Source organism: Kitasatospora herbaricolor (genome assembly GCF_030813695.1).
Classification (GTDB): Bacteria; Actinomycetota; Actinomycetes; order Streptomycetales; family Streptomycetaceae; genus Kitasatospora; species Kitasatospora herbaricolor.
In genome coordinates this window covers 1176515-1201600 of the sequence record NZ_JAUSVA010000002.1, presented here as the reverse complement: position 1 = coordinate 1201600, position 25086 = coordinate 1176515, and the positions used below count along the sequence as shown (strand labels likewise).

Sequence of the window (25086 nt, the reverse complement as noted above, 5' to 3'; positions counted from 1 at the left end):
GAGGCTCGGGGCGGCTCGCTACCGGCCTGGTCCGCCGCGGGGCGGCCGGGCTCCTGGCCGGGGCGGAGATCGTCCGACGGACGTGGCGTGCGCGACCTTCGACGGAACATGCTGTGCTCCCTTTCCCGCCGGACGTCATGGACATGACCGACGCGTGGGGGCGCGACGCCCGGCTCTGGGTGAGGTGGGGACATGTGGGGCTGTGCCGAACTGGATCGTAGGAGGGGCGCCAAGGCGCGTCAATAGGTCTGGACCATTGGTCGGAAGGAGGCCAGTATGTGAAGGTGCGTCGGTCGACGGTCGTGCTGTCGGGCACGCCCGCGGTCGGCGCGGGCGGGTGGCGTGAAGGCATGCCGGGACGGCCGCCGCGCGACCGTCAGAGCCGGTGCGGACAACCGACGATGGTGCGAGCACCGTGGGCCGTACCATGGGGATCGGCGCACGCCGAAGGGTAACTACCGCTCACCGCAAGGCTTTTCGGCCGTCGGCGCTGCGGCGTGCGCCTCGCCCGACGCGTCCCCGGAACACGGGCTCCGAGCGCCCGCCGGCTCCCCGAGGGTCAGGCCGGGGCGAAGGTCCGGCGCAGCTGGGCCACCAGCTCCTCCGGGTCGGCGGGGTGGCAGCGGGCCCCGAGGTAGCCGTCCGGCCGGACGATGACCGCCTCACCCGGGCGCGCCGCGTAGGCGGCGGCGAAGGTGCCGTCGCGGTCCTGGACGCAGGGCAGCCGGACGCCGTCCGCCCGGGCGTCGGGGGCGAGGACCACGTAGACGTCCAGCAGGCCGTGCGCGGCCGCCGTCGCCGCCTCGGCGCAGCGGTGCAGCAGCTCGGCGGGGGTGTCCGGGCCCGCGTGCAGGAGCAGCGTGTGGTGCGGGCCGCGGAGCAGGTCGAACAGGCGGAGCGGGTACCGGGCCAGGTCGCGCACCAGCCCGCCGCAGTCGGGCGCCCGGTCGCCGGGGGCCGGGCCGGTCCCGCCCCCGGCGACGCCGTCGACCAGCGAGCTGCCCCGGTAGTTCACCAGCAGCTGCGCCTCGCGCAACAGGATGGTGGTGAAGTCGTCCGGGTCGGACTCGACGCCCGCCCGGGCGTGCCGCACGGTACGGCCGACGACCTCCTCGCCGATCGGGTGCCGTTCGGCCTGGTAGGTGTCGAGCAGCCCGTCCTCGGCCGCGCCGCCGACGACCAGGGCCAGCTTCCAGGCCAGGTTGTAGGCGTCCTGCACGCCGGTGTTCATCCCCTGCGCGCCGGTCGGCGGGTGGATGTGGGCGGCGTCCCCCGCCAGGAAGACCCGGCCCTCGCGATAGCGGTCGACCAGGCGGTGGCTGATCCGGAAGACGGACGACCAGCGCAGCTCGGAGGCCGTGGTCGGGGTGGGGGAGAGCCGGTCCAGAACGGTCTGGATGTGCCGCAGCTGGGGAGTCCGGCCGGACTCCAGCCCGTGCGCGACCTCCCCGTTGGTACCGCCGACCGACGCCACGGCCTCCAGCTCGGCCGGTACCAGCATGGACATCCGGTAGCGCTTGCGGCCGGGCAGCGGGATGCAGACCAGCACGTCGTCGACGCGGCCCTCGGCGTCGTGGTGGACGACCCGGAGGCCGAAGCCGGCCGGCAGGTCCCAGTCCACCTCGACGTCCCCGAGCATGTACTGCTCGGGGAACGCGTCGCCGTCGAAACGGATCCCCATCGCCCGGCGGACCGGACTGTGCGCGCCGTCGCAGCCGATCAGGTAGCGGGCCTGGACGTCCTCGCGGCCCTCGGGCGTCCTGAGCACGGCCCGGACGCCGTCCGCGTCCTGGCCGAGGTCGATCAGCTCCGTCCCGCGCTCCACCGCGGTGCCGTACCCCGCGAGGTGGGCCGTCAGCAGCCGCTCGGTGGTGTACTGCGGGATCGCCGCGAAGCCGTACGGGATGTCCGCCGGCAGGTCCAGGTCGATCCGCGGGCCGGGCTTCCCGTCGACGACGTTCAGCTGGCCGAGCATCGGGACGGCGGCGTCGAGGGCCTCCCGGGCCAGCCCCATCGCGTCCCAGATCTCCAGCGTCCGGGGCTGGATGCCCACGGCCTTGGCGTAGGGCTGCGGCTCCGCGAGCTTGTCGACGATCCGGCAGTCGACACCGCGCCGGCGCAGCTCCGCCGCCGCCGTCAGGCCGACCGGGCCCGCTCCTACCACCAGCACGTCGGTGTCGCCCATGGTCTCTCCCCGGCGTCGGGACGATGCACGACCGCATCACCCTTCAGCCTGCCCCCGCCCGGCCGGGGGCCGCCACTCGCGCGGGCCGCCCGCGGGCGCTGCCGCCGGCGTCCGGGCGGCTCAGGGCCGTGGCCAGGACCCTGCGGGCAGCGTGTCGTCCGGCGGGAAGAACGCGGTGACCGGGCCGCCCGCGCCGTCGCGCTGGAACCACACCATCCGGCGCCGCGCCCCGATGTACGCGGGGGCGCTCACGTACAGGTCGTCCCGCGGGGCCCGCTCGTTGCCCGGGGCGAGCGCCGCGTCCGTGGCGTCCGAGGCGATGGTCCGCAGCAGGGCCAGCACGGTCGCCTCCGCCGCGGCCGGCGCGATGGCGAGGTCCGCGAGGGCCTGCCAGAGCTCGGCCGACACGAAGCTGATCGGCGAGTTGCCCAGCGCGGGGTGCGGCCGGGGGTCCCGGTACGGGTGGACGCGCACGCCGTGGCGGTCGCGGGCGGCGGGGAGGTCCGGCGGTGGGCCGGGGGCCGCCGGTGGAACGGAGGTCATGACGGGCACGGTAGCGCGCCGGCCGCCGGAACGGGCCGGTTGCCCCGATGCGCCCACCGCGGGCCGGCCTCCTGTCACCCTGTCGACGGCGGGCCGGACGACCGGTCGCCGCACCGGCCTGTCGCTGCGCCCCGCACGCGTCCGCCGGGGCACAATCGAGGCGGCCACCGGTCGCGGAGCGCGCCGGCCGGGCCGGGAGGAGCCCGCGATGAACTGTGCCGGTCTGCTGGCCGACGCCTTCGGCCGGATCCGGACGGCCGTCCACGACGTGGTGGAGGGGCTGGACGCGGACGCCCTGGGGCTCCGCCTCGACGAGGGCGCCAATTCGATCGCCTGGCTGGTCTGGCACCTGACCCGGATCCAGGACGACCACATCGCCGACGTGGCGGGCACCGAGCAGGTCTGGACGGCGCAGGGCTGGGCCGACCGCTTCGCGCTGCCCTTCCCCGCCCGGGCCACCGGCTACGGCCACACCGCCCGCGAGGTCGCCCTGGTCCGGGTACCGTCGGGCGGGCTGCTCACCGGCTACCACGACGCCGTGCACGAGCGGACCCTGGCCTTCGTCGGCACGCTCACCGGCGCCGCCCTCGACCGGGTGGTGGACGAGGGCTGGACGCCGCCCGTGACCCTGGGCGTGCGGCTGGTCAGCGTGCTCTCGGACGACCTCCAGCACATCGGCCAGGCGGCCTTCGTGCGGGGCGCGCTGCTCCGGCGGTAGCCCCGGCGCCGACCGCACCCGCGCCGCAGCCCGGCTGCGCCGGTGGATCGCCGCCGCCGACCCGCCGAGCCGTGGCGCCCGGTTCGGCGACGCTCTCACCTCCACCGACTCGCTACCTGGAGCCGCGAGCCGGGGCCGGGGCTCGGCGCCGGGCTCAGGCTCCGGCCGTTCCGGTGGCCGAGCCGCCCTCGACGCCGCCCCCGCTCCGGGCCTCGCGCCCGCCGAGGCCCAGCCGTGCCAGGAGCCCGCCCGACCACTCCGCCGAAGGGCCCGGCGCCCGCGCCGAGAGGTCCCGCAGCCTGCGGGCCGTCGCCAGCCACCGCGCGCAGTCGGTGCAGGAGTGCCCGTGCCCGTTCGCCTCGACGGCCTCGACGGGCCCGCCGGTGTCCTCGCCGTCCAGGCGGGCGGACGTCGCGGCGCGGTACTCGGCACAGGTCATGGGTCCATCGTCCCGCAGCCCGCCCACCGGCCGTCGGGGTGGTCCTGCCGCGCTGCGCCGTCCCGGCGGTGCCCGGTGACCGGCCTCGGCGCTCTCAGGGCTGGGCGGCCAGGTCACCGGTGAAGCCGTCGACCTCCAGGTGCAGGCTGCCGTCGCTGTTACGGGTGTAGATCTGCCGCGCCGGGTTCGCCACGCAGCCGCTGAGGCCGGAGGTCGGCGCGGTCCGCAGCACCAGGCGGTCGGAGCCGACCGAGATCAGCAGGGCGTTGCTGTCGCAGTACGGCGTTCCGGCGCCGGTGTTGTTGTGGATGCTGCCCACCGGGTCGTCCTTCCCGCCCTGGCCGATGGTGATCCGGAAGTCGGCCCTGAGCGCCACCGCCGGGGAGGTGAGCACCCCGGACCAGGTGCCCAGGTACTCGGCCGGGACCAGGCCCGCCGGCTGCTGCCCGGTCGGCCCCGCCCCGGTGCCGGGCCCGGTCACGGACGGGGTGGCGGCGGGCGTGCTCCGCTCCGGCGATGCCGTACCCGACCCGCTGCTCGACCCGGCGCCGGGCGTGGTGCCTGCGGCCGGCCCGGTGGCGGCCGGAGGCGCGCTGTGTTGGTCGCCGGAGGAGCCCCACCCGTCGGCAAGCCAGCCGGCCAGGCCCGCGACGGCCAGGACCGGCAGGACGGCGAGGAGCAGGGCGCGTCGTCGCCGTGCCGCCGGAGTCCGGGGCGCGGCGGGCGGGTTGACACCGGTCGCGGTGCCCGGGCCGGGCTGTCCGGGCCGGCGGCCCGGGGCGGCGGCGGGCGGCGGGGGCGAGACCCACGGCTCCGGCGGTCCGAAGTGGCCGCCGGTGGCACCCGGTGCCCCCGGCGGGCCGGCTGGGTGGTTGCCGGGAGCGGTGGGCGTCGGCCCGCCGCCCTGGCCGGTGACCGGGTGGGCCGCGCCGGCGGGGAGCGCCTCGCCCGGTGCGGCCGCAGCGCTGGCGGAGTCCAGGTCCAGCAGTTCGACGGCCAGGCGGGCGAGCGAGCCGGCGACCGCGGGGGGCAGCCAGTCCCCGCCCAGCCGGTTCGCCGCCGGGCCCGCTCCGGGCCCGCTCGCCGGGGCCAGCAACTCCCGCAGCCGCTCCGGCGTCGGTCTCCGTCCGGGGTCCTTGGCCAGGCAGGCGGTCAGCAGCTCCAGGAACTCCGGTTCCTGCCCGCCGAGTCGGCCGAGGTCGGGCTCCTCGTGCACCACCCGGTAGAGCAGCGCCGGGGCGCCGGTGTCCGACCCGAACGGGGCGATGCCGGTGGCCGCGTAGGCGAGGACGGCGCCGAGCGAGAACACGTCGCTCGCCGGCCCGGAGGGCAGACCCTGGGCCTGCTCGGGGGAGAGGAACCCGGGGGAGCCGATCACGAATCCCGTCCGGGTGAGCGCGGTGGCCGCGTCCAGCGACCGGGTGATGCCGAAGTCGATCAGACGCGGACCGTCCAGCGCCAGCAGGACGTTGGACGGCTTGACGTCCCGGTGCACCAGACCGAGCGCGTGCACGGCCGCCAGCGCCTCGGCGAGTCCGAGCGCCAGCACCCGGACGGCCGGGCCCGGCAGCGGGCCGAACTCCCGTACGGCGGTGGCGAGCGACGGCCCCGCGACGTAGGCCGTGGCGACCCACGGCCGCTCGCCCTCGGTGTCGGCGTCCAGCACCGGAGCCGTCCACCGCCCGCCCACCCGCCGTGCCGCGCTGACCTCCTGGCGGAACCGCACCCGGAACTCGTGGTCCGCCGCGTACTCCCGGTGCACGGTCTTCACCGCCACCGTCCGCCCGCCCGCCGTGCGGCCGAGATAGACCTGGCCCATGCCCCCGGCCCCCAGTCGCCGGAGCAGCCGGTACTGGCCGATCTGCCGGGGATCCGCCGCGTCCAACGCCTCCATGGCCTGCCCCGCCCCACCGATTGCGCCGAGGACCGGGCTCCGGCACCCGTGCGTCCCGCTCCCCGCGGTGCGCTCGGGCCGGCCCGGCCGATTCCACCACGGACTGTACGTCAAAGCCCCTACCGGGGGGCCGCCCCGAAGGCGTGCTCCGCCCTCGTCGGCGGTCCGAGGTCCCGGTAGCTCGTGAACCGGGGCCCGGGGCGGCGTCCTGGCCTGGCCGGCCTTCCGGCGGAGGCCTGGGCGGCGCTCGGCGAGGGCGGCGACCAGTCGGTCTCAGGCGCCGGACATCGCCGGTGGCAGGCAGCCGGTCAGGCCGTCGACGCGCGGCGGCCGCCCCGGTGGCGGAGTTCGTCCCGCACGGCGCAGGGCCGGCACCACCGGGTGCCGGCCCTGCCTGCCCACCGGATCAGGGGAGGATCAGTAGAACAGGACGGAGAGGCGGGCCGTGTTCGGGGCCGTGTCACAGAAGTACGTGACCGCCTGACCGGACGTCACGTACGCCTTGCCGGCGCTCTCGCACGCGGCGGCGCTCGGGTACATGCCGATGTAGGTGTAGCCGGACGCCTGGGCGGCCGGGGCGGTCAACAGCGCACCGCCGGCGAGGAGTCCGGCCAGGGCCAGGGTGGAGACTGCCTTGCGAATAGCCATGATGGTGTAGTCCGTTCTTGTAGAGGAACACCAGGAGGCCGCACCCTCGCTGTCTGTGAGCGAGCCTCTCCCACTCGCGTACCGCCGGGCAATGGGCCTCGGGAACTTCGGCCGGAAGCCACCGGATCATGAACAGCCCGCAACCGGAACCGAAGTCCTCACCTGTGAAAACGGGCACACAATCCATTCAAACCTCGGCGGGCCGCGGCCGGAATCCGCCCGCGACCGCCGAACCGGGCGGCCGCGGGGCCGAGGCGCGGGCCGACGGGGCCGGCGGCGTTCACGCAGGCCATGGTCGGTCGTCCCGGTACGTCGGGCACGGCCCGCCCGGCGGTGGCCGGCCTGAGCCCGGCCGATCGGCTCGGCCTCGGAATGTGAAGAACGGCGTGCGCAAGCGCCGCCGAGCGATGGTGACCGGAGGTGGGGGAGAGGTCCGGACCGGTCCCGTCGCTCGGGGACGGGCCGGGGTCGGTGTGCCGGGCACACCCCGTGCGAGGGGAACGCCGATCAGCCCTTCTTGCTCGATCATGACCATTTCTGCTTGAATCCGCGCACGACAGTGCAGGCGCCTCTGCATCCTTGACGGCGGGCCGGCCGGCCGGTGCCCGTCACTTCCGCCGAGGTCCGCCGTGAAGTGTCGCGAGTTGCGCCCGACCCGGGTGCGAGGTCGTCCCGGTCGATCCGCCGTCCCGTGCGTACCTCGCGCCGGCAGTCCGCCGCCTGGTCCCTCCGGCCCGAGGGCCGCCCTCGCGCCGCGGGACACCCGCTCCCCGGCGGGCGCAGAACGCGCGCCGGCCTCGGCGTGCGTCGGACGGGCGCTGCGGCCGGGGTGACGGGTGCTCCGGCCCCGGCGGCCCCGGCGGCCTCGTCCGGTTCGCGGTCCGGAGGCGGCGGCAGGCCGGCCCGTGCATGAAAGGATCTTGGACATGAACGACAGGTTCTTCGGGCTCCCGGTCCTCCGGACGATCAGCGCGTCCGTCAGCGAGCGCCGGCTGGACCAGTTGCCGGTCCTGGTGATCGACCATCCGCGGGCGCGGGCCGCGGTGACCCTGCAGGGCGCGCAACTGATCGCCTGGCAGCCCACCGGGGCCGAGCCGGTGCTCTGGCTGAGCGAACAGGCACGGTTCGAGCCGGGCCGGGCCGTCCGGGGCGGGGTGCCGATCTGCTGGCCGTGGTTCGGCCCGGCCGCCGAGCCCTCCCACGGCTTCGCCCGCCTGCTGCCTTGGGAGCTCACCGAGTCCGGCGAGGACGGCTCCGGCGTGACGCTGACCCTGACCCTGCGGGCGAGCCGGCGGTCGAGGACGTACTGGCCGCACGCGTTCACGGCACGCGTCACCATCAGGCTCGGCCCGGACTGCGCGATCGACCTCGAGGCCCACGGCGACTACGAGAGCACCGCGGCTCTGCACAGCTACTTCCGGGTCGGTGACATCGACACCGTCACCGTGGCCGGCCTCGGGAAGACCTACCTCGACGACCTGCTCGGGACGGAAGGCCGGCAGGAGGGAGACCTGGCCTTCACGACCCCGCTGGACCGGGTCTACCCGCAGGCCGATGACGTCAGCCTGATCAACGACCCCGGCCGGGGGCGCACGATCGAGGTCCGGCACCGCGGGCAGAGCGACGTGGTGCTGTGGAACCCGGGGGAGCCGGGGTGCAGCGACCTGGCCGCCGGAGGCCACCACGACTTCGCCTGCGTGGAGACCGCCAGGATCCGCCGACCGCTGGTCAGCACCCCGGGCAGCCCCGCGCGTCTCGGGCTCACCGTGCGGGTCGGGCAGCGCTCGCGGGCGGGCGGGGAACCGCCGGGATCGAGGTCGGCGGTGGACCCGCACCGGTGAACCGGCTCTCCCCGCGCGGCCGGCGCGGTTCTGGTCACCGAGGGCGCCGGCTCGCACGCCCGGCGGGGGACACCCGGTCGCCACGGGGTGTCGGCGGGATCGTTCCGCTGGCTGCCGCCGGGGGTGCCGCACACCTACGGCCCTACGCCGGGCACCTGGTCGGAGTACCGGGTGCTGTTCGAAGGGCCCGCCACCGGCCGCTACGAGGACCTCGGTCACCTGGCCGCCGGCCCGGCCCTCGTCGAGCCGGCCGACCCCGCCGGCACCCGCGCGGCCCTCGACACGCTGCTGGAACGACACGCTGCTGGAACTCGGCCCACGACCCGAGTCGTCGAGCTCCCACGTCGCCGCGGCGGCCACCCTGCAGGTACTGATCGCCGCGGTCGGCACCCCGCTCGTGGCACCGCGACCCGCGGCAGACGCGTCGCTGGACGTCGGACGACGGGCGCTGGCCGTCCTCGCGCGTGACGCGGCCGGCCCGGTGAGCATCAGCGCGGTCGCCCGGGAGCTGTCGGTATCCCGCGACAGGCCGGCCACCCAGGTCCGTCGCCTCACCGGTTCGACGCCCACCGACCACCTCACCCGGCTGCGCCTGAACCGGGCCAAGGGGCTCCTCGCGTTCACCGACCGCTCGGTCGCCGACGTGGCCCGCGCGGTCGGCTACCCGCACCCCGCGTACTTCACCAGGGCCTTCACCCGCCGGATCGGAGTCCCCCCGAGCACCTTCCGGCAGCAGCAGGGGACATGAGGGAGTGTGCTTCAGGGCTGCCGCTGCGGCGGAGCCGGCCGGCCGTGGCGGCGAGGGGGACGACGTCCCGGCTGCGGGGAACCTAGGGGAGCACCTCGGCCGGGCCGGGGCTGCCGAACTCGCGCAGCGACTCCTCCACGATCGCGTTCAGGCTGGCGTGGTGGGCGCCGCGCCAGTAGACCTGCCCGCAGTCCGTGCACTGCGCGAACGCGTCGTACGCACGCTCGGTGCCGTCCTGCAACTGCTCGTGCACCGACTCCTTGGCGGCCTCGCGGAGCGTTCCGTTGCAGGCCGTGCACCTGGTCCAGGGGGCGAGCGGCGGGGCGAAGCGGGAGAGGACGTCCCGCAGCTGCTCGGGCGGGCGGTGGCTGTAGACGTACGCGCCGGCCCAGAGTTCGCGCCGGTGGAGCAGCCCGCGGTCGCGGGAGAGCATCACCCGCTGCTCGGCGGCCGAGCGGGTGGCCAGGGCCGCGTCGCCGATGTCGACGCTCTCGTAGGCGGCGTCGACGCCCAGCAGCCGCAGCCGCCGGGCCAGGGTGCCCAGATGGACGTCGAGCAGGAAGCGGGGCGGGCCGGGGAGCGGTTGCGGCCGGGGGACGGCCAGGACGGTCACCTCGTCGCCGTCCCCGGGGACGTGCGAGACGGGTACCGGGCGCCCGCCGACCAGGAGCGCGCCCGCCTCGGTGAGCGGGACCCCCAGCGACTCGACCACGTGCCCGAGCGTGGAGACGCCGTCGGTCCGCACCGCCGACCGTCCGGCCCGCCGTACCGCGGCGACGAAGAGGTGCAGTTCAGGGGCAAAGCTCAGCCAGATCTCCGGTTTCTCCACCCGGCCAGCATGCCAGTGTCCGCCGGGCGGCTGCCAGGCAATTCGGGGACGGCGCGGGCGGGGCCGGGGCCCGTAAGCCCGGCGGTGGCGGATCAGCGGACGATGCCCACCAGGGCGTCGCCCTCCCGGGCGCAGACCAGCGCGCCCGGGCAGCAGGTTCTCCAGCCGCCGGAGCCGGGGCCGAGCAGCGTCACCCCGCGCCAGTCCGCCGACTCGGAGGGCCCGCCGCGCCACAGTCGCAGGCCCAGGGGCTCCACCATCACGTCCGCGGGGGCGGTGCCGGGCACGTCGGCGGGGTCGGGCAGGACGCTCGCTATCTCGTCGGCGGGGTAGCCGAACAGGTCGATGTCGTCCCAGGCGACCACACCCGGTCCGGGCCCGGCCGGCGGCTCGTCGGCCCGGATGTCGATCCGGGCCAGGCCCTCGGGGGCGCCGGGACCGCCGCCGCCGACGGTCAGCACGACGCCGCCGACGACCGCGCTGAGGTTCCAGTCGGGTTCGAAGAGCAGGCCGCTCAGCCAGGCGTCGTGGGCGTGCCGCAGTTCCGCGTACTGCGCCAGGGACAGTCGCATGCACGGGCGGCTGCGCCTCACCTCGCCGCCCGCCGTCAACAGGCCGTGGACCTCGGCGGGGGACATCCCGAACCTCAACAACCCGGCCGCGTCGGGCAGGGCGACACCGACTCCAGGGCGCAACGTCAACATCGCACCATTCTTCGCCCTGGGACCGACAACGCAAGAGCCAATGGCACCCGGCTCCGGAATTCCGCCCGCGCCGTCACCCGGCCGACGGTGAACGGCGGGCTGCCCCGGTCGGCCCGGTACGCGCCGGGGAGCGTGCCGACGGCCTCACGCGCGGGCCTGCGCCCTCGGCCGCACGCCCAACCCGGCGCGGCCGGCGGCCCGGACCGTCCCGTCGGCGCCGCCGATGCCCTGCCAGGGGTCGTGGGCGAGCAGCAGGTGCCCGTCCAGGTCGACCCAGTGGGCCCGGTCCACGAGATGGACGGCGGGTGCGATGCCCAGCGAGCTGGCGGTCAGGCAGCCGAGCATGACCCGGGTGCCGCTGCCGCGCAGCGCCTCGCAGATCCGCAGGGCGGCGAACACCCCGCCGCACTTGGCGAGTTTGACGTTGACGCCGTGCACCCGGCCGGCCAGCCGGACGGCGTCCCGGTGACCGGCGGCGTCCTCGTCCGCGATCACCGGGAGCGGGGAGTCCGCGGCCAGGGCGGCCAGCGCCCGGTGATCGCCGGGGGCGATCGGCTGCTCGACGGCCGAGACCCCCAGGGCGGCGAACCGCGGGAGCAACTCCCCGGCCCGGGCGGCGGTCCAGGCGCCGTTCGGGTCGAGCAGCAGCCGGGCCTGCGGGGCCGCGGCCCGGACGGCCTCGACCCGGGCGAGATCCTCGGCCGGGTCGGCGCTGCCCGCCTTGACCTTGAGCACGGTGAACCCGGCGGCGGCCAGCCGGGTGGCCAGCGCGGCGGCCCGGGCCGGGGCCGTGATGCCGATGGTCCGCGCGGTGGCGGCGGCCGGGGCGGCGGCCGTGCCGAGCAGCCGGTGGGCCGGCTGCCCGGCCCGCCGGCCGGCGAGGTCCAGCAGTGCGGCCTCCAGTGCGGCGGCCACCCCCGGGGCGAGCGTGTCGAGGAGCGCGGTGCCGTTCCCCAACTGCTCGACGGCGGCCTCGGGCCCGGTCATCGCCTCGATCCTCGCCCGCACCGAACGGAACTGGCGAACGATCAGCGCGGTCGGCAGGCCCAGGTAGTGGCTGCTGACCACCTCGCCCGAGCCGCTCAGCCCGTCCTGCCGGAGGGTGACCACGACGGCGTCCCGCGCGGCCGTCACCGACCGGGAGATCCGTAGCGGCTCGGCCAGCCGCAGCCGCACGGTCCGGGTCTCCATCCTCATCGCCGGCCTCCGAGGGGGTCGGTGACCGTACGGCAGCGGGCCCAGCCGGCCACCTCCACCGCGCCGGGGTGCGGGATCTCCACCGGCCGGACGGCCGCGTGCTCGGGGCCCAGGCGGTGGGTGCGGCAGTAGGCGTCGTCGTAGATGGTTCCCAGGTAGCGGTGCGGCCCGTCGGGGAAGACCGTGGCCACGGCGGCTCCCGTGTCGGTGCGCGCCGCCCAGGCGGCGACCAGGGCCACCGCTCCGGTGCTCCAGCCGCCGCTGACGAAGGAGTGCGCGGCGAGCCGGCGACAGGCGTCCGCCGCCTCGGCCGGGCCGACCCAGTGCACCTCGTCGAAGGCCTGGTGGGCGACGTTGCGGGGGTGGATGCTGCTGCCCAGCCCGCGCATCAGGCGGGCCCTGGCCGGCTGGCCGAAGGTGGCCGAGCCGACCGCGTCGACGCCGATCACCCGCAGGCCGGGCCAGCGTCCGCGCAGCGGTCCGATCAGCCCGGCGCTGTGCCCGCCGGTTCCGACGCTGCAGACCAGGGTGTCCAGGTGGTCCATCCGGCCGATGATCTCCTGCGCCATGGTGTGGTAACCCGCGGCGTTGTCAGGGTTGTTGTACTGGTCCGGCCAGTAGGCGTGCGGGTGCCGCCGGAGCACCCGGCGGACCCGGGCCAGCCGCGCCGCCTGCCAGCCGCCGTGCCGGGCGGGCCGTTCCACGATCTCCAGCGCGGCGCCGTAGGAGCGCAGCAACTGCCGCATCGAGGGTTCGAGTTCGGCGTCACCGACCAGGACCACCGGGTGCCCGAGGGCCTGCCCGGCGAAGGCGAGGCCGATCCCGAGGGTGCCCGAGGTGGACTCCACGACCGTTGCCCCCGGCCGCAGTTCGCCGCGCGCACGGGCCCCGCGCAGCATGGCCACGGCCGGGCGCGCCTTCATCCCGCCGGCGCCGAGGTACTCCAGTTTCGCCCAGAAGCCCGGCTGCGGGAACGGCAGCGCGGTGCGGATCCGGGCCATCGGCGTGCGTCCGAGCAGGGGCAGCAGGTCCGGGTTGGCCGGGTGCGTCAGGTCGGCGGTGGCCGCCGGGGCGCTCACCGCCCGCCACCGGACGGCCGGACACGGACCGGCCCGCCGTAGCGGTGGACGACGCCGGGGCCGCCGTCCAGCCAGAAGAAGGGGTACGGCTCGGCGCACACCGCGCTCACGCCCCGGCCGAGGAACTGCGGGAGCACCGCGCTGCCGCTCTGGGCGAACATCACCAGCGGTTTGCCGGTCGCCCGGGCGTGGTCGAGGAAGGTGTCGAAACTGCCGTTGCCCAGCGTCATCCCGGAGACCAGCAGCGCGTCGCAGGCGCCGAGCCGGCCGACGGCGTCGGTGTGCACGGGTTCGCCCCACTCGGTGGTGCCGCCCTTGAGGTCGCAGGGCAGGTAGCCGACGCCGTGCCCGCGCAGCTGCTCCAGCAGGGAGTTGACCACGCCGACGACCAGGACGTTCCGCACCCGCCGCAGCGGCAGCAGGTCCACCACGGCCCGCGCCCGGGCCCGGGACTTGGCGAGCGGGTCGCCGGCCGGCAGCGGGTACGGCTGGGCGCCGTTGCCGGGGGAGTGCGGCCTGGCCAGCATCAGCAGCGCGTCCAGGGCCGCCACCCGGACGGCGGGCAGCGGGTGGGCGAGCAGTTCGCCGAGGCCGGCGCCCGCGCAGTCGTCCAGAATCGAGGCGCCGACGGTGCCGGGCTCGACGGCGCAGGAGCCGACCGCCGGGCCGAGCCGCAGGCCGAGCACCTCGTTGCGGTAGCCGCCGGCCCGGCCCTGGTGCCGGACGGCCTGGGTGGTGGTGAAGGCGAGGGCGACGCGCTGCTCCGCCGGGTCGAGGCCGAAGCCGCCCGCGAGGGCCCGGCGCAGGAGGGGGTCCAGGTGACTCATGCCGGGACCTCGGCCGTGGTCCGGTAGCCCACCGTGAGCCGGTCGACCAGGTGGGCGGCCCGCCGGCCGGCCTCGCCGCCGCCGGCGCCGGTGGTCATCACATGCCCGAGGTAGTCGTTGTTGCTGGTGGCCCGGCGCACGACCCGGCCGGGCCCGGCGAGTTCCAGTTCCAGCACGGACCGGTCCTGTCGGACGTGCTCCGCGCCCTCGACGTGGCTCAGTTCGCCGTCGCGGTCCGGGACGAGGAAGGCGATCGCGGCGCCCTGCACGCCGGTCGGGCGGGCGGCCAGCCCGGGTTCGCGGCCGAGCGCGACGTCCACGCAGGCGGCGGCCAGGTCGACGCCGGTGACCCGGCGGATCAGTTCGGTGATCCGGTTGCCGGCCGGGCGCGGGTTGACCTCGATCACCCGGGGGCCGTCCGGGGTGAGCTTGAGTTCGGTGTGCGCGACCACCTGGTCGAGTCCGAGGGCCCGGACGGCCGCGACGGCGGTGCCGGCCGCGGCGGCGGCGAGCGCGGGGTCGAGGTCGGCGGGGAAGTGGTGCCCGGTCTCGACGAAGGAGGGGTCGCCGGCGACGGTCTTCCCGGTCACGCCGACCACGCGCGTGCGTCCGCCGGCGGTGACGGTCTCGACGCTGACCTCGGGCCCGGTGAGCAGTTCCTCCAGGAGGACGGCGGGCTCGCGTCGCTGACCGCGCGCGTTGACCGGGAAGGCCGCGAGGGCCCGGTGGGCGTCGGCGAGTTGCGCCTCGTCGGCGATCCTGCGGACGTACATCCCGGCGCACAGGTCGACCGGTTTGAGCACCAGGGGGTAGCCGATCCGCCGGGCGGCGGCGGCCGTGGCGGGCCAGTCCCGGCCGAGGGCGTGGCGGGCGCCGGGCACGCCGGCGGCCGAGAGTCGGTCGTGCGTGAGGTCCTTGCGGCAGGCGGCCAGCACGGCGTCGGGGTGCGGGCCGGGCAGGCCCAGGCGGGCGGCGACGGCGGCCACCGCGGGGAGGTAGTAGTCGCAGGAGGAGACCACGCCGTCGAATCCGAGGGCGTCGTGCAGCCGTTCGACGTGGGGGAGCAGCGTCCGGGGGTCGTTGGTCTCCGCGTGGAGGATGTTCTCGGCCGCGAGCAGCGGGTGCGGGCCTTCACCGGGTGGGTGGCGGAGGTAGTGCGCGAGGTCGCGGGTGAGGAAGCTGAACCGGTGACCGCCCTCGGCGACGGCCCTCGGCAGCAGTCGGCTCATTGAGCCGACCCAGCTCTCGATCACCAGTAGATGTGCCATGTGTTCCCTCTCGGTGGGTGGCGCCCGGTGCGGCGGTGCCTGGGAGAAGCTAATCCAAAAGCGTTGTCATTTTCAATAACCACGGAAGGTCATCGTTCTCGGGCGTCCCGGGCGGGAGTCGACGGCGGGGCCGGTCGCGGCTCGTCCGGCCGTTCCGGGAGTCCGGTGGGCGGTGGTCATGACGGGTGCTCCAGGCGGCAGGCCCCGCCGGCGGAGCCGTCCTCGGCCGGGGCGTCCCGCCCGCCGTCCGCCCGCCCCGCCCCGGCGCCGTGGGCCCGGCCCTCTTGTCCAGCGCCTGTTGATGCGTCAACCTTGTTGCGAACAAGTCGACTTGACGGATATTCAGCAATGCATGATCGCGAGGGCGATGGACGGGTCGCGGTACCGGACCGAGGGGGACCGATGGCGGCAAGGCGGCATGTGTACCGGGGACTGGCCGCGGTGGCGGCGGCGTTGGCGCTCGGCGCGGGCGGCGCCCTGCCGGCCGCGGCGAGCGCGCCGGAGGGCGTGGTCCGCGGTGCGGGGGCGCCCGGCACGGTTCCCGGCAGCTACCTGGTGCTGCTGCACCCGCAGGCGGCCAGGTCGGCCGCGGGGCAGGGCGCGGCGCTCACCGCGCACTACGGCGGCACGGTCCGGCGGACCTTCGGCTCGGCGCTGCACGGCTTCTCCGCCGCGCTCACCGAACGCCAGGCGCGTCGGCTGGCGGCGGATCCGGCGGTCGCCGAGGTGGTCCGGAACCGCACGGTCTCCCTCGACGCGAGCCAGCCGGCGCCGCCCTCCTGGGGGCTGGACCGGATCGACCAGAAGCGCCCGCCGATGACCGACCGCTTCGACTACCCGGGCGGCGCCGGACGCGGCGTCACCGCGTACATCGTCGACACCGGCGTCCGGATCACCCACGAGGACTTCGGCGGCCGGGCCTCGTACGGCTTCGACGCGGTGGACGGGGACGCCGAGGCCGACGACGGCCACGGGCACGGCACCCATGTGGCGGCCACCGTGGCCGGCGCGACCTACGGGGTGGCCAAGCAGGCGTCGGTGGTGGCGGTGCGGGTGCTCGACGACTGGGGCTCGGGCACGGTGGAGGGCGTGGTCGCGGGGATCGACTGGGTGACCGCCCACGCGGTCAAGCCCGCCGTGGTCAACCTCAGCCTCGGCGGCGACCCGGACGACGTGCTGGACACCGCCGTGCGCAACTCCATCGCCTCGGGGCTCACCTACACCGTCGCGGCGGGCAACGACGGCGTCGACGCGTCGCAGCACTCGCCCGCCCGGGTGCCGACGGCCATCACCGTCGGGGCGACCGCGAGCGACGACCGGGTCTCCTGGTTCTCCAACCACGGCCCGCTGGTCGACCTCTACGCCCCGGGCACGGACATCACCTCGGCGGGGATCGCCTACGACCAGGACTCGACCACCATGTCGGGCACCTCGATGGCCTCCCCGCACGCCGCGGGCGCCGCCGCCCTCTACCTGGCGGACCACCGCACGGCCACGCCGGCCCAGGTCGCCGCCGCGCTGACCGCCTCCGCCACCGTGGGGTCCCTGCGCGACCTGGTCGAGGGCACGCCCGACCGGCTGCTGTACACCGGCGGCATCCCCAACCGCCCGCCCGGCCCCCGTTTCACCAACGCCGTGGACGTCCCGATCGAGGAGGCCACGGTCGAGTCGCGGATCACCGTGACCGGCGTCCCCGGCCGCGCCCCGGCCGACCTCGACATCGCGGTCGACCTGCCCCACCAGTGGCCGGACGACCTGGTGCTCGACCTGCTCGCGCCCGACGGCACGGCCTACCGGCTCAAGAACGCGGAATTCACCAGCGGTTGGGACGACGGCATCCACACCGTCTTCGGCGTCGACGCCTCCGCCAGGACGGCCGCCGGCGTGTGGCGGCTGCGGGTGGCCGGCGGATCGGAGTACTTCTCCGGCTACCTCGACAGCTGGGCCCTGCAGTTCTGACGCCCGGCCCGCCGGCCCGGTCGCACGGCCGTGGGGCCACCCGGCCGGGCCGGCGGGAACGGCGGTCCGTGCCGGGAATAGGCGGTGGCCCGTGGCGACTTGTGCTGAGACATGACTGCCACCTCGTTCGACCCGCGCACCCTGCTCGGGGCAAGCCGGCTCGGAGTCCTCGCCACCATCAAGTCGGACGGCCGCCCCCAGCTCTCCCCGGTCATGCCGTTCTACGACCGGGAGGCCGAGATCCTCTACGTTTCGATGACCGAGGGCCGGGCCAAGACGGCGAACCTCAGGCGGGACCCGCGGGCCGCGCTGGAGGTCACCAGTGCCGACGGCCGCTCCTGGGCCACCGCCGAGGGCGAGGTGACGCTCACCGGGCCGGGGACGGATCCGCACGGCCCCGAGGTGGAGGCGCTGGTGCGCTACTACCGCACCGCCGCCGGGGAGCACCCGGACTGGGACGAGTACCGGGCGGTGATGGTCGCCGACCGCCGGGTGCTGATGACGATGAAGGTCGACCACGTGTACGGGGCCCAGGCCGGCTGACCCGGGTGGCGGCCCCTCCCCGGGGTGTCAGCCTCGCTGCATGAAGGCCGCCACCCGGGCCCGGCGCCGCCGCCTCGCCCGCTGACGCCGCCACTGCCGCAGTGTCAGCACGACGAGCCCGGCCAGCGGCAGCGCCAGCAGGGCGCCCCAGCGGGCGACCAGTCGCGCGCCGGCCAGGGCGGGGTGCTCCGCGGCCTGCCGCGCGGGGGCGTCATGGCCCGGCGTCGCGGTCGGGGCATGGACCAGGGAGCCGACCGGTGCGACCCGGGCGCGCGCCGCGAATCCCCAGTCGAGCAGTTGCCGGGTCTCGTTGTAGACGGCGTTGGACTTGCCGCTCTGCGGGTTGAGGACGGTCGCGACCAGCGTGTGACCGTCCCGGGCGGCGGCCGTGACCAGGGTGTTCCCGGCCTGCGCGGTGTAGCCGTTCTTCCCGGCGATCAGGCCGGGGTACCGGGTGACCCCGTCGGTGCCCGCCAGCAGCCGGTTGCCGTTCTGGATCTGGAAGGAGGGGACGAGCCCGCCCTTGGCGTCGCGCCCGCCGGGGAACTGGGCGACCCTGGTGGCGGCGTAGCGGGTGAAGTCCGGGTTGGCCAGCGCGGACCGCAGGAACAGCGTCAGGTCGTAGGCCGAGGACACCTGCCCGGGGGCGTCGTAGCCGTCCGGGGAGATCACCCGGGTGTCCCGGGCGCCCAGCGTGTCGGCCAGCGCCTGCATGGCCGTGACCGCCGCCGGCACCCCGCCGTTCATCATGGCGAGGGTGCGGACGGCGTCGTTGCCCGAGCGCAGCAGCACCCCCAGCCACAGGTCGGACACCTTGTAGGACTGCCCGGCCTGGATGCCGACCAGGCTGCTGCCCGTGCCCAGGCCGGCCAGCTCGGCGGCGGTGACCTTGTGCACGGTGTCCGCCGGCTGGCGGGGCAGCTCGGCCGCGGCGAACAGCGTCTTGAGCGTGCTGGCCGGAGGCAGCGGCCAGTGCGCGTTCTTGGCCGCGAGGACGTCGCCGGTGTCGATGTCGCTGATCATCCAGGCGAGCGCCGACAGCTCGGGGAGGGTGGTGGCCCCGGCCCGGTCGACCTGTACGCCGGGTTGCCCGAGCCGGGCCCCGCCGACCACGGACATGCCCGGCGGCGGCTGGCGCGGCGGCTGGACCTCGGCCCGGGCGGGCGCGACGGGCAGTACCGCGACGGGCAGTACCGCGAGCACCCCGGCGCCCAGGGCGACGGCGGTGCGGATCGGGAGGGTGCGGGGGAGTCCTGGGCGGCCCATGCACCACGGTAGGAACGCGCCGCGGACACCCGCAGCGCCGACTGGGCCACCCGGCGTAACGGCGCCGGTCCCGGCCCTGCCCGACGGGCTCGTCCACCGGGGGGTCGGTGGCCGCCCGGCGCTCAGCCCCCACCAGGGGCGAGCGGAGTGATCGGGGGGCGACCCAGAGTGGCGGCCGGGGTGTCGCCCGGGGCAGGAGTAGGGTCGGAATGGCTCGGTTCGTCCGGGCGGGTGGCCCGAATGGCGCATCCGGGTGTGGCATGGGTCACGGCGTCGAAAATCGTCTGACGGACCGTCAAAACAACTGACGCACAGTCATATCGCTTGTGCGGCAGGGCATACATGGGCTGATGGATCGTCAGGTCCGATTGATTGTGCGCCAGTTGACTGCATCGCCGGCCGGTCGTGCCGGTCACAGCCGGGCTAGTATCGATCGGGTTGCCCTGCTCCGGCCTGGAGCGGAGCGCCCGGCCGGACTCGTTTTCGCAGTCCTCGAAGGCCTGGCACCGGTCCGTCGGCCGGCACGAGGGACGAGGAGCGAACCGCTTTCATGACGCACAGTCTCACACCGCGGAGCCTGAGCACGCCGGGCCTGAGCACGTCGGACCTGGACCTGCCCGGCCTGGACGCGGCCGGCCTGGACGCGCCGGGCGCCGGCACGCCGGACCTGGGCGGGCCGGACCTGAAGCCGCTCACCGTCGCCCGGCTCGATCTGGCGCCGCTCGAACTCGCACCACCGGAGCCCGTCGCCGCGCCGGAGCCCCCTGCCGCGCCCGAGCCCGTCGTGCCGGACCCGGCGCCGCAGAACACCGCGGCGCCCGCGGCACCCGCGGCGCCCGCGGCACCGGTGAACGCGTCCCCGGTCGCACCGGTTCCCCCGGTCTCCGACGGCCTCGCGCTCTTCCCCGGCCGCCCGGCCCCCGCGCCGCGGACCCTGGTGGACCTGCTGGACGCCACCGTGCGGACCCACCCGAACGAACCCGCCCTCGACGACGGCCGCACCGCGCTGAGCTACCGGGCCCTGGCGGCCGAGGTCGAGACCCTGCGCAAGCGCCTGGTCGCCGCGGGCGTCGGCGTCGGCGACCGGGTGGGGGTGCGCGTCCCCTCGGGCACGAACGACCTGTACGTCTGCATCCTCGCCGTCCTCGCGGCCGGCGCCGCCTACGTCCCGGTGGACGCCGAGGACCCGGACGAGCGCGCCGCCCTGGTGTTCGGCGAGGCCGCCGTCAGGGCCGTCCTCGGGGCCGGCCGCAGCATCACCCCGACCGGCACCGGCACCCCGTCCGCCGAGGGCGCCCCGGCCGCGCCCGGCCGCCCCGGACCCGGCGACGACGCCTGGATCATCTTCACCTCCGGCTCCACCGGCCGGCCCAAGGGCGTCGCCGTCACCCACCGCAACGCCGCCGCCTTCGTCGACGCCGAGGCCGCGCTCTTCCTCCAGGACGAGCCGATCGGCCCGGGCGACCGGGTGATGGCCGGGCTGTCCGTCGCCTTCGACGCCTCCTGCGAGGAGATGTGGCTGGCCTGGCGGCACGGCGCCTGCCTGGTCCCCGTCCCGCGCTCCCAGGTGCGCAGCGGCGCCGACCTGGGCCCGTGGCTCGCCGAGCAGGAGATCACCGTGGTCTCCACGGTGCCGACCCTGGCCGCGCTCTGGCCGGCCGAGGCGCTGATCGAGGTCCGGCTGCTGATCTTCGGCGGTGAGGCCTGCCCGCCCGAGCTGGTCCAGCGGCTGGTCACCGAGGGCCGCGAGGTGTGGAACACCTACGGCCCGACCGAGGCCACCGTGGTCGCCTGCGCGTCCCTGATGACCGGCGAGGGCCCGGTCAGGATCGGCCTGCCGCTGGACGGCTGGGAGCTGGCCGTGGTCGACGAGGCCGGCGACCCCGTCCCGATGGGCGCCACCGGACAGCTGGTGATCGGCGGCGTCGGCCTGGCCCGCTACCTCGACCCCGAGAAGGACGCCGAGAAGTACGCCCCGCTCAAGTCGCTCGACTGGGAGCGCGCCTACCGCAGCGGCGACCTCGTCCAGGCCGAGCCCGAGGGCCTGCTCTTCCTCGGCCGCGCCGACGAGCAGATCAAGCTCGGCGGGCGCCGGATCGAGCTGGGCGAGGTGGACGCCGCCCTGCAGGCCCTGCCGGGCGTCGCCGGGGCCGCCGCCGCCGTGCGGACCGCCCGCGGCGGCAACCAGCTGCTGGTCGGCTACCTGGTCACCCAGGAGGGCTGGGACCACGCCGCGGCCGTCGTGCGGCTGCGCGCCGAGCTGCCCGCCGCCCTGGTGCCGCTGCTCGCCCCGGTCGACTCGCTGCCCACCCGGACCTCCGGCAAGGTGGACCGGGCGGCGCTGCCCTGGCCGCTGCCCGGCCTGGAGACCGGCGGGCCCGCCGAGCAGCTCTACGGCACCGAGGCCTGGCTGGCGGAGCAGTGGAGCGAGATCCTCGGCGTGCAGGTCACCGGCGCCCAGGACGACTTCTTCGCGATCGGCGGCTCCAGCCTGGCGGCCGCGCAGCTCACCACACTGCTGCGGACCCGCTACCCCTCGGCGGCCGTCCTCGACATCTACCAGCAGCCCGTTCTGCGCAAACTGGCCCGCCACCTGGAGCGCTCCGCCCAGGGCGACGGCGCCACCCGCACGATCGCCCCGGTGCCGGCCCGGGCCAAGATCCTCCAGCTGCTGCTGATGCTGCCGCTGCTCACCCTGGTCGGGCTGCGCTGGACGACCGCCCTGCTGGCGCTGGGCAACGTGCTCGCCTGGTTCGGCGGCTACCTCTGGGCGCCCACCGCCTCCTGGTGGGCGGTCGGCGCGGGCGCGCTGCTGCTGTTCAGCCCGCCCGGCCGGCTGGCCGTCTCGGCCGGCGGCGCCCGGCTGCTGCTGCGGGGCCTGCGACCCGGCAGCTACCCGCGCGGGGGCAGCGTCCACCTGCGGCTGTGGACCGCCGAGCGGCTCGCCGAGCTGAGCGGGGCGACCTCGCTGTCCGGCGCCTGGCTGGTCCGGTACGGCCGGGCGCTGGGTGCCCGGATCGCCCCCGAGACCGACCTGCACTCGCTGCCGCCGGTCACCGGCATGCTCCGGCTCGGCCGGGGTTGCGCCGTCGAGGCCGAGGTCGACCTCTCCGGCTACTGGCTGGACGGCGACCGGCTGGAGGTCGGCACCGTCCGGATCGGCTCGGGCGCCGTGGTCGGCACCCGCAGCACGCTCTTCCCCGGCTCCCGGGTCGGCAAGCGGGCCGAGGTCGCGCCCGGCTCGGGCGTCACCGGCCAGGTGCCGACCGGCCAGCGCTGGGGCGGCGCCCCCGCCAGGAAGCTCGGCAAGGCCGACCGGAGCTGGCCCAAGCAGCGCCCGCGGCGCCGGGCCCGCTGGGCGGCCGCGTACGGTGCCAGCGGCCTCGGGCTGAGCCTGCTCCCGGTCCTCTCCTCGCTGGCCGCCCTCGTCGTGGTCAGCGGCTTCGTCCGGCCCGGCGACACCCTGGCCGAGGCCCTGCGCGGCGCGCTCCTCGCGGTGCTGCCCGCCACCCTGGCCTTCGGCCTGACGTACGCGGTGCTGCTGGTGGCCGCCGTCCGGCTGCTGAGCGTGGGCCTGCGGCCGGGCCACCACCCGCTGCACGGCCGGATCGGCTGGCAGGCCTGGACGGTCAGCCAGCTGATGGACCTGGCCCGGGAGACGCTCTTCCCGCTGTACGCGGGCCTGGTCACGCCGCTGTGGCTGCGTGCGCTGGGCATGAAGGTCGGCAGCGGCGCCGAGGTGTCGACGGTGCTGGCGCTGCCCAGCCTGACCACCGTCGGTGACGGCGCCTTCCTGGCCGACGACACCCTGATCGCGCCGTACGAGCTGGGCGGCGGCTGGCTGCGGCTCGGCGAGGCCGAGATCGGCGAGCGGGCCTTCCTGGGCAACTCCGGGATGACCGCGCCCGGCCGGGCCGTCCCGGACCGGGGCCTGGTGGGCGTGCTGTCCGCCACCCCGAAGAAGGCCAAGAAGGGCAGCTCCTACCTGGGCATGCCGCCGATGCGGCTGCCGCGCTCCGCGGATGCCGGCGACCAGAGCCTCACCTACGACCCGCCGGCCCGGCTGCTCTGGGCCCGCGGGCTGGTCGAGGTCTGCCGGCTGGTGCCGGTGCTGGCCTCCGCAGCGCTGGGCGTGCTGACCCTGGCCGGGCTGGCGTGGCTGGCCGAGGCGGGCTCCGTGCTGCTGGCCGCGCTGCTCTCCGGGGTGCTGCTGATCGCCGCCGGCACGGTCGCCTGCCTGGTGTCGATCGCCGCGAAGTGGCTGCTGGTCGGCCGGTTCCGCGCGGTGGAGCACCCGCTCTGGAGCGGTTTCGTCTGGCGCAACGAGCTGGCCGACACCTTCGTCGAGGTGCTGGCGGTGCCGTGGCTGATCGGCGCGGTGCCGGGCACGCCGGTGCTCAACCTCTGGCTCCGCGGGCTGGGGGCCCGGGTCGGCCGGGGCGTGTGGTGCGAGAGCTACTGGCTGCCGGAGGCGGACCTGGTCACCCTGGGCGACGGGGTGACGATCAACCGCGGCTGCGTCGTCCAGACCCACCTCTTCCACGACCGGATCATGCGGATGGATACTGTGATCCTTCGCGAGGGCGCCACGCTCGGCCCTGGCGGGATCGTCCTGCCCGGCAGTACCGTCGGGGCCCGGAGCACCCTGGGGCCGGCCTCGCTGGTGATGCGGGCCGAGTCCGTCCCGCCGGACACCCGGTGGCTGGGCAACCCCATCGAGGCCTGGCAGGCGTAGCGGGCCCTCGCGTACCGCAGACCGGACGGCGGCACCGCCCCCGGCACGCCCGCCGTGCCGGGGGCGGGCGCCGCCCGACCGCGTCCGCCCCGCCCACCCGCAACCCAGGCCCCGCCCGCCCCGCAGACCACACCCGCCCCGCCGAGCACCAGTCATCCCGCAGAGCACACCCGCCCCGCACGCCATACCCGGAACTCAGGGCACACTCTTAACCCGGAGCACACCCGCCCCGCCCGCAAGCCAGCACACCGCACGCGGTACACCGCACATCGCAGGTCAGAGAACGCAGGGAGCGTACGAACCGGTGAGTCCCAAGCAGCTGCCCGCCCCCGGCGTGGACACCTACTTCCCGGGACACGGCGACGCCCGGTACCGGGTCCACCGCTACGAACTGGCGCTGGACTACCGGCCCGGCCCCAACCGGCTCGGCGGCACGGCGAGGCTCAGCGCGGTCGCGGGGGCCGAGCCGCTGCGCGAGTTCGCGCTCGACCTGGCCGACTTCCGGATCGGCCGGATCCTGGTGGACGGGCGGGCCGCGCACTACACCCACCGGGCCGGCAAGCTGCGGATCCGGCCGGCCAAGGCCCTCGCGGCCGGCGCCGCCTTCACCGTCGAGGTGCACTACACCGGCAACCCGAAGCCGGTCCGCAGCCAGTGGGGCGGCCTCGGCTGGGAGGAGCTGACGGACGGCGCGCTGGTCGCCAGCCAGCCCGTCGGCGCGCCGTCCTGGTACCCCTGCAACGACCGGCCGGCGGACAAGGCCTCGTACCAGATCTCGATCACCACGCCCTCGCCCTACACGGTGATCGTCGGTGGCCGGCTGCTCACCCGCACCACCCGCGCCTCCAGCACCACCTGGGTCTACGAGCAGGCGGCGCCCACCTCCAGCTACCTGGTGACGGTCTCGATCGGCCAGTACGAGACGCTCCGGGTCACCGACCCCGCCGCCGGGGTCGAGCCGCTGCGCCGGGTGCCGCAGACCGCCTACCTGCCCACCCCGCTGATGCCCCGGTTCACCCACGACTTCGGCCGCCAGCCGCAGATGATGCACCTCTTCGAGGAACTCTTCGGGCCCTACCCGTTCGGCGAGTACGCGGTGGTCGTCGCGGACGAGGAGCTGGACGTCCCGTTCGAGGCGCAGGGGGTGTCCACCTTCGGGGCCAACCACCTGGACGGCATCCGGGGCTCCGAGCGGCTGGTCGCCCACGAGCTGGCCCACCAGTGGTTCGGCAACAGCGTGACGATCGCCGACTGGCGGCACATCTGGCTGAACGAGGGCTTCGCCAAGTACGCCGAGTGGCTCTGGGCCGAGCGCTCCGGCGGCCGTACGGCGGCGCAGCACGCGGCCACCGCGCACGCCAAGCTCGCCGCGCTGCCGCAGGACCTCCGGCTGGCCGACCCGGGCAGGAAGCTCATGTTCGACGACCGGCTCTACGAGCGCGGCGGGCTGACCGTGCACGCGCTGCGCTGCGCCCTGGGCGAGCAGGCGTTCTTCCGGATGGTCAAGGACTGGACGGCGATACACCGGCACGGCGTGGTCGGCACCGCCGACCTGGTCGCGCACGCCGGCCGCTACACCGACCGCCGGCTCGACGCCCTGCTGGACGCCTGGCTCTGGCAGGGCCCGCTGCCCCCGCTGCCGCTCGCCCCCTGAACCCCGGGC

The 25086-nt window shown here is 75.9% G+C and carries 20 protein-coding genes; 8 read left to right on the top strand and 12 right to left on the bottom strand.

Annotation, left to right across the window (positions count from 1 at the left end):
* Positions 1-559: 559 nt before the first annotated feature.
* Positions 560-2185 (bottom strand): FAD-dependent monooxygenase, encoded by a 1626-nt coding sequence (locus J2S46_RS05660; RefSeq protein WP_191292704.1) that lies wholly within the window; start codon positions 2183-2185, stop codon positions 560-562.
* Between the two features lie 120 nt (positions 2186-2305).
* Positions 2306-2728 carry a hypothetical protein gene (locus J2S46_RS05655; protein WP_191292703.1) on the bottom strand — a complete coding sequence of 141 codons (423 nt, stop codon included), beginning with the start codon at positions 2726-2728 and terminating at the stop codon, positions 2306-2308.
* Between the two features lie 208 nt (positions 2729-2936).
* On the opposite strand from J2S46_RS05655, the gene J2S46_RS05650 reads away from it, so the two are divergent.
* Positions 2937-3446 carry a mycothiol transferase gene (locus tag J2S46_RS05650; protein ID WP_191292702.1) on the top strand — a complete coding sequence of 170 codons (510 nt, stop codon included), beginning with the start codon at positions 2937-2939 and terminating at the stop codon, positions 3444-3446.
* A gap of 154 nt (positions 3447-3600) precedes the next feature.
* Here J2S46_RS05650 and J2S46_RS05645 read toward each other — a convergent pair whose 3' ends face one another.
* The 3 genes from J2S46_RS05645 to J2S46_RS05635 form a co-directional block, all read right to left on the bottom strand.
* Positions 3601-3885, bottom strand: a complete 285-nt coding sequence (locus J2S46_RS05645; RefSeq protein ID WP_191292701.1) for a zf-HC2 domain-containing protein — start codon at positions 3883-3885, stop codon at positions 3601-3603.
* A gap of 94 nt (positions 3886-3979) precedes the next feature.
* Complete coding sequence (locus J2S46_RS05640; RefSeq protein ID WP_191292700.1) at positions 3980-5779, bottom strand: serine/threonine-protein kinase; 1800 nt, start codon at positions 5777-5779, stop codon at positions 3980-3982.
* A 417-nt stretch (positions 5780-6196) separates the two neighbouring features.
* Positions 6197-6427, bottom strand: a complete 231-nt coding sequence (locus tag J2S46_RS05635; RefSeq protein WP_191292699.1) for a hypothetical protein — start codon at positions 6425-6427, stop codon at positions 6197-6199.
* 926 nt (positions 6428-7353) lie between these two features.
* On the opposite strand from J2S46_RS05635, the gene J2S46_RS05630 reads away from it, so the two are divergent.
* From J2S46_RS05630 to J2S46_RS05625, 3 genes are read left to right on the top strand one after another with little or no spacing between them, the layout of a single operon-like run.
* Positions 7354-8268 carry a D-hexose-6-phosphate mutarotase gene (locus tag J2S46_RS05630; protein ID WP_191292698.1) on the top strand — a complete coding sequence of 305 codons (915 nt, stop codon included), beginning with the start codon at positions 7354-7356 and terminating at the stop codon, positions 8266-8268.
* A gap of 30 nt (positions 8269-8298) precedes the next feature.
* Complete coding sequence (locus J2S46_RS40800) at positions 8299-8736, top strand: AraC family ligand binding domain-containing protein (RefSeq protein ID WP_370882302.1); 438 nt, start codon at positions 8299-8301, stop codon at positions 8734-8736.
* Positions 8666-9016 carry a helix-turn-helix transcriptional regulator gene (locus J2S46_RS05625; protein WP_229913138.1) on the top strand — a complete coding sequence of 117 codons (351 nt, stop codon included), beginning with the start codon at positions 8666-8668 and terminating at the stop codon, positions 9014-9016. Before J2S46_RS40800 ends, J2S46_RS05625 begins: the two co-directional genes overlap by 71 nt.
* 82 nt (positions 9017-9098) lie before the next feature.
* Here the strand turns inward: J2S46_RS05625 and J2S46_RS05620 are convergent, their stop codons facing one another.
* From J2S46_RS05620 to J2S46_RS05595, 6 genes are all read right to left on the bottom strand, one after another.
* Positions 9099-9845, bottom strand: coding sequence for a Mut7-C RNAse domain-containing protein (locus tag J2S46_RS05620; RefSeq protein ID WP_191292697.1), 747 nt, complete (start codon positions 9843-9845; stop codon positions 9099-9101).
* Positions 9846-9937: 92 nt separating this feature from the next.
* On the bottom strand, positions 9938-10549 hold the full coding sequence (locus J2S46_RS05615; RefSeq protein WP_191292696.1) for a hypothetical protein: 612 nt from the start codon (positions 10547-10549) through the stop codon (positions 9938-9940).
* A 144-nt stretch (positions 10550-10693) separates the two neighbouring features.
* Positions 10694-11746 carry an enolase C-terminal domain-like protein gene (locus J2S46_RS05610; protein ID WP_191292695.1) on the bottom strand — a complete coding sequence of 351 codons (1053 nt, stop codon included), beginning with the start codon at positions 11744-11746 and terminating at the stop codon, positions 10694-10696.
* Positions 11743-12825: a PLP-dependent cysteine synthase family protein gene (locus J2S46_RS05605; protein WP_229913137.1), complete on the bottom strand. Its 1083-nt coding sequence runs from the start codon at positions 12823-12825 to the stop codon at positions 11743-11745. The genes J2S46_RS05610 and J2S46_RS05605 overlap by 4 nt, the downstream gene beginning before the upstream one ends.
* Positions 12822-13652 (bottom strand): Rossmann-like domain-containing protein, encoded by an 831-nt coding sequence (locus tag J2S46_RS05600; RefSeq protein WP_191292694.1) that lies wholly within the window; start codon positions 13650-13652, stop codon positions 12822-12824. Before J2S46_RS05600 ends, J2S46_RS05605 begins: the two co-directional genes overlap by 4 nt.
* Entirely contained in the window at positions 13649-14920 is a 1272-nt protein-coding gene (locus J2S46_RS05595; protein WP_191292693.1) for an ATP-grasp domain-containing protein, read from the bottom strand. Before J2S46_RS05595 ends, J2S46_RS05600 begins: the two co-directional genes overlap by 4 nt.
* Before the next feature lie 402 nt (positions 14921-15322).
* Between J2S46_RS05595 and J2S46_RS05590 the strand changes: the two genes are divergently transcribed.
* Complete coding sequence (locus tag J2S46_RS05590) at positions 15323-16879, top strand: S8 family peptidase (protein ID WP_191292692.1); 1557 nt, start codon at positions 15323-15325, stop codon at positions 16877-16879.
* Positions 16880-16990: 111 nt separating this feature from the next.
* The gene (locus J2S46_RS05585; RefSeq protein ID WP_191292691.1) at positions 16991-17422 is read left to right on the top strand and encodes a PPOX class F420-dependent oxidoreductase; all 432 of its coding nucleotides are present in this window, start codon (positions 16991-16993) and stop codon (positions 17420-17422) included.
* A gap of 27 nt (positions 17423-17449) precedes the next feature.
* Here J2S46_RS05585 and J2S46_RS05580 read toward each other — a convergent pair whose 3' ends face one another.
* Positions 17450-18688, bottom strand: coding sequence for a D-alanyl-D-alanine carboxypeptidase family protein (locus J2S46_RS05580; protein ID WP_191292690.1), 1239 nt, complete (start codon positions 18686-18688; stop codon positions 17450-17452).
* A gap of 550 nt (positions 18689-19238) precedes the next feature.
* Here J2S46_RS05580 and J2S46_RS05575 point away from each other — a divergent pair.
* Both J2S46_RS05575 and J2S46_RS05570 read left to right on the top strand, forming a co-directional pair.
* Positions 19239-23423 (top strand): Pls/PosA family non-ribosomal peptide synthetase, encoded by a 4185-nt coding sequence (locus J2S46_RS05575; RefSeq protein WP_229913136.1) that lies wholly within the window; start codon positions 19239-19241, stop codon positions 23421-23423.
* Between the two features lie 304 nt (positions 23424-23727).
* On the top strand, positions 23728-25077 hold the full coding sequence (locus J2S46_RS05570; protein ID WP_191292689.1) for a M1 family metallopeptidase: 1350 nt from the start codon (positions 23728-23730) through the stop codon (positions 25075-25077).
* Positions 25078-25086: the final 9 nt, after the last annotated feature.

Bases quoted from the DNA above. Each gene is read 5' to 3' on its own strand.
- J2S46_RS05660 (WP_191292704.1), bottom strand. From the start codon at position 2,185: ATGGGCGACACCGACGTGCTGGTGGTAGGAGCGGGCCCGGTCGGCCTG.
- J2S46_RS05655 (WP_191292703.1), bottom strand. From the start codon at position 2,728: ATGACCTCCGTTCCACCGGCGGCCCCCGGCCCACCGCCGGACCTCCCC.
- J2S46_RS05650 (WP_191292702.1), top strand. From the start codon at position 2,937: ATGAACTGTGCCGGTCTGCTGGCCGACGCCTTCGGCCGGATCCGGACG.
- J2S46_RS05645 (WP_191292701.1), bottom strand. From the start codon at position 3,885: ATGACCTGTGCCGAGTACCGCGCCGCGACGTCCGCCCGCCTGGACGGC.
- J2S46_RS05640 (WP_191292700.1), bottom strand. From the start codon at position 5,779: ATGGAGGCGTTGGACGCGGCGGATCCCCGGCAGATCGGCCAGTACCGG.
- J2S46_RS05635 (WP_191292699.1), bottom strand. From the start codon at position 6,427: ATGGCTATTCGCAAGGCAGTCTCCACCCTGGCCCTGGCCGGACTCCTC.
- J2S46_RS05630 (WP_191292698.1), top strand. From the start codon at position 7,354: ATGAACGACAGGTTCTTCGGGCTCCCGGTCCTCCGGACGATCAGCGCG.
- J2S46_RS05615 (WP_191292696.1), bottom strand. From the start codon at position 10,549: ATGTTGACGTTGCGCCCTGGAGTCGGTGTCGCCCTGCCCGACGCGGCC.
- J2S46_RS05610 (WP_191292695.1), bottom strand. From the start codon at position 11,746: ATGAGGATGGAGACCCGGACCGTGCGGCTGCGGCTGGCCGAGCCGCTA.
- J2S46_RS05600 (WP_191292694.1), bottom strand. From the start codon at position 13,652: ATGAGTCACCTGGACCCCCTCCTGCGCCGGGCCCTCGCGGGCGGCTTC.
- J2S46_RS05595 (WP_191292693.1), bottom strand. From the start codon at position 14,920: ATGGCACATCTACTGGTGATCGAGAGCTGGGTCGGCTCAATGAGCCGA.
- J2S46_RS05590 (WP_191292692.1), top strand. From the start codon at position 15,323: ATGGCGGCAAGGCGGCATGTGTACCGGGGACTGGCCGCGGTGGCGGCG.
- J2S46_RS05585 (WP_191292691.1), top strand. From the start codon at position 16,991: ATGACTGCCACCTCGTTCGACCCGCGCACCCTGCTCGGGGCAAGCCGG.
- J2S46_RS05580 (WP_191292690.1), bottom strand. From the start codon at position 18,688: ATGGGCCGCCCAGGACTCCCCCGCACCCTCCCGATCCGCACCGCCGTC.
- J2S46_RS05575 (WP_229913136.1), top strand. From the start codon at position 19,239: ATGACGCACAGTCTCACACCGCGGAGCCTGAGCACGCCGGGCCTGAGC.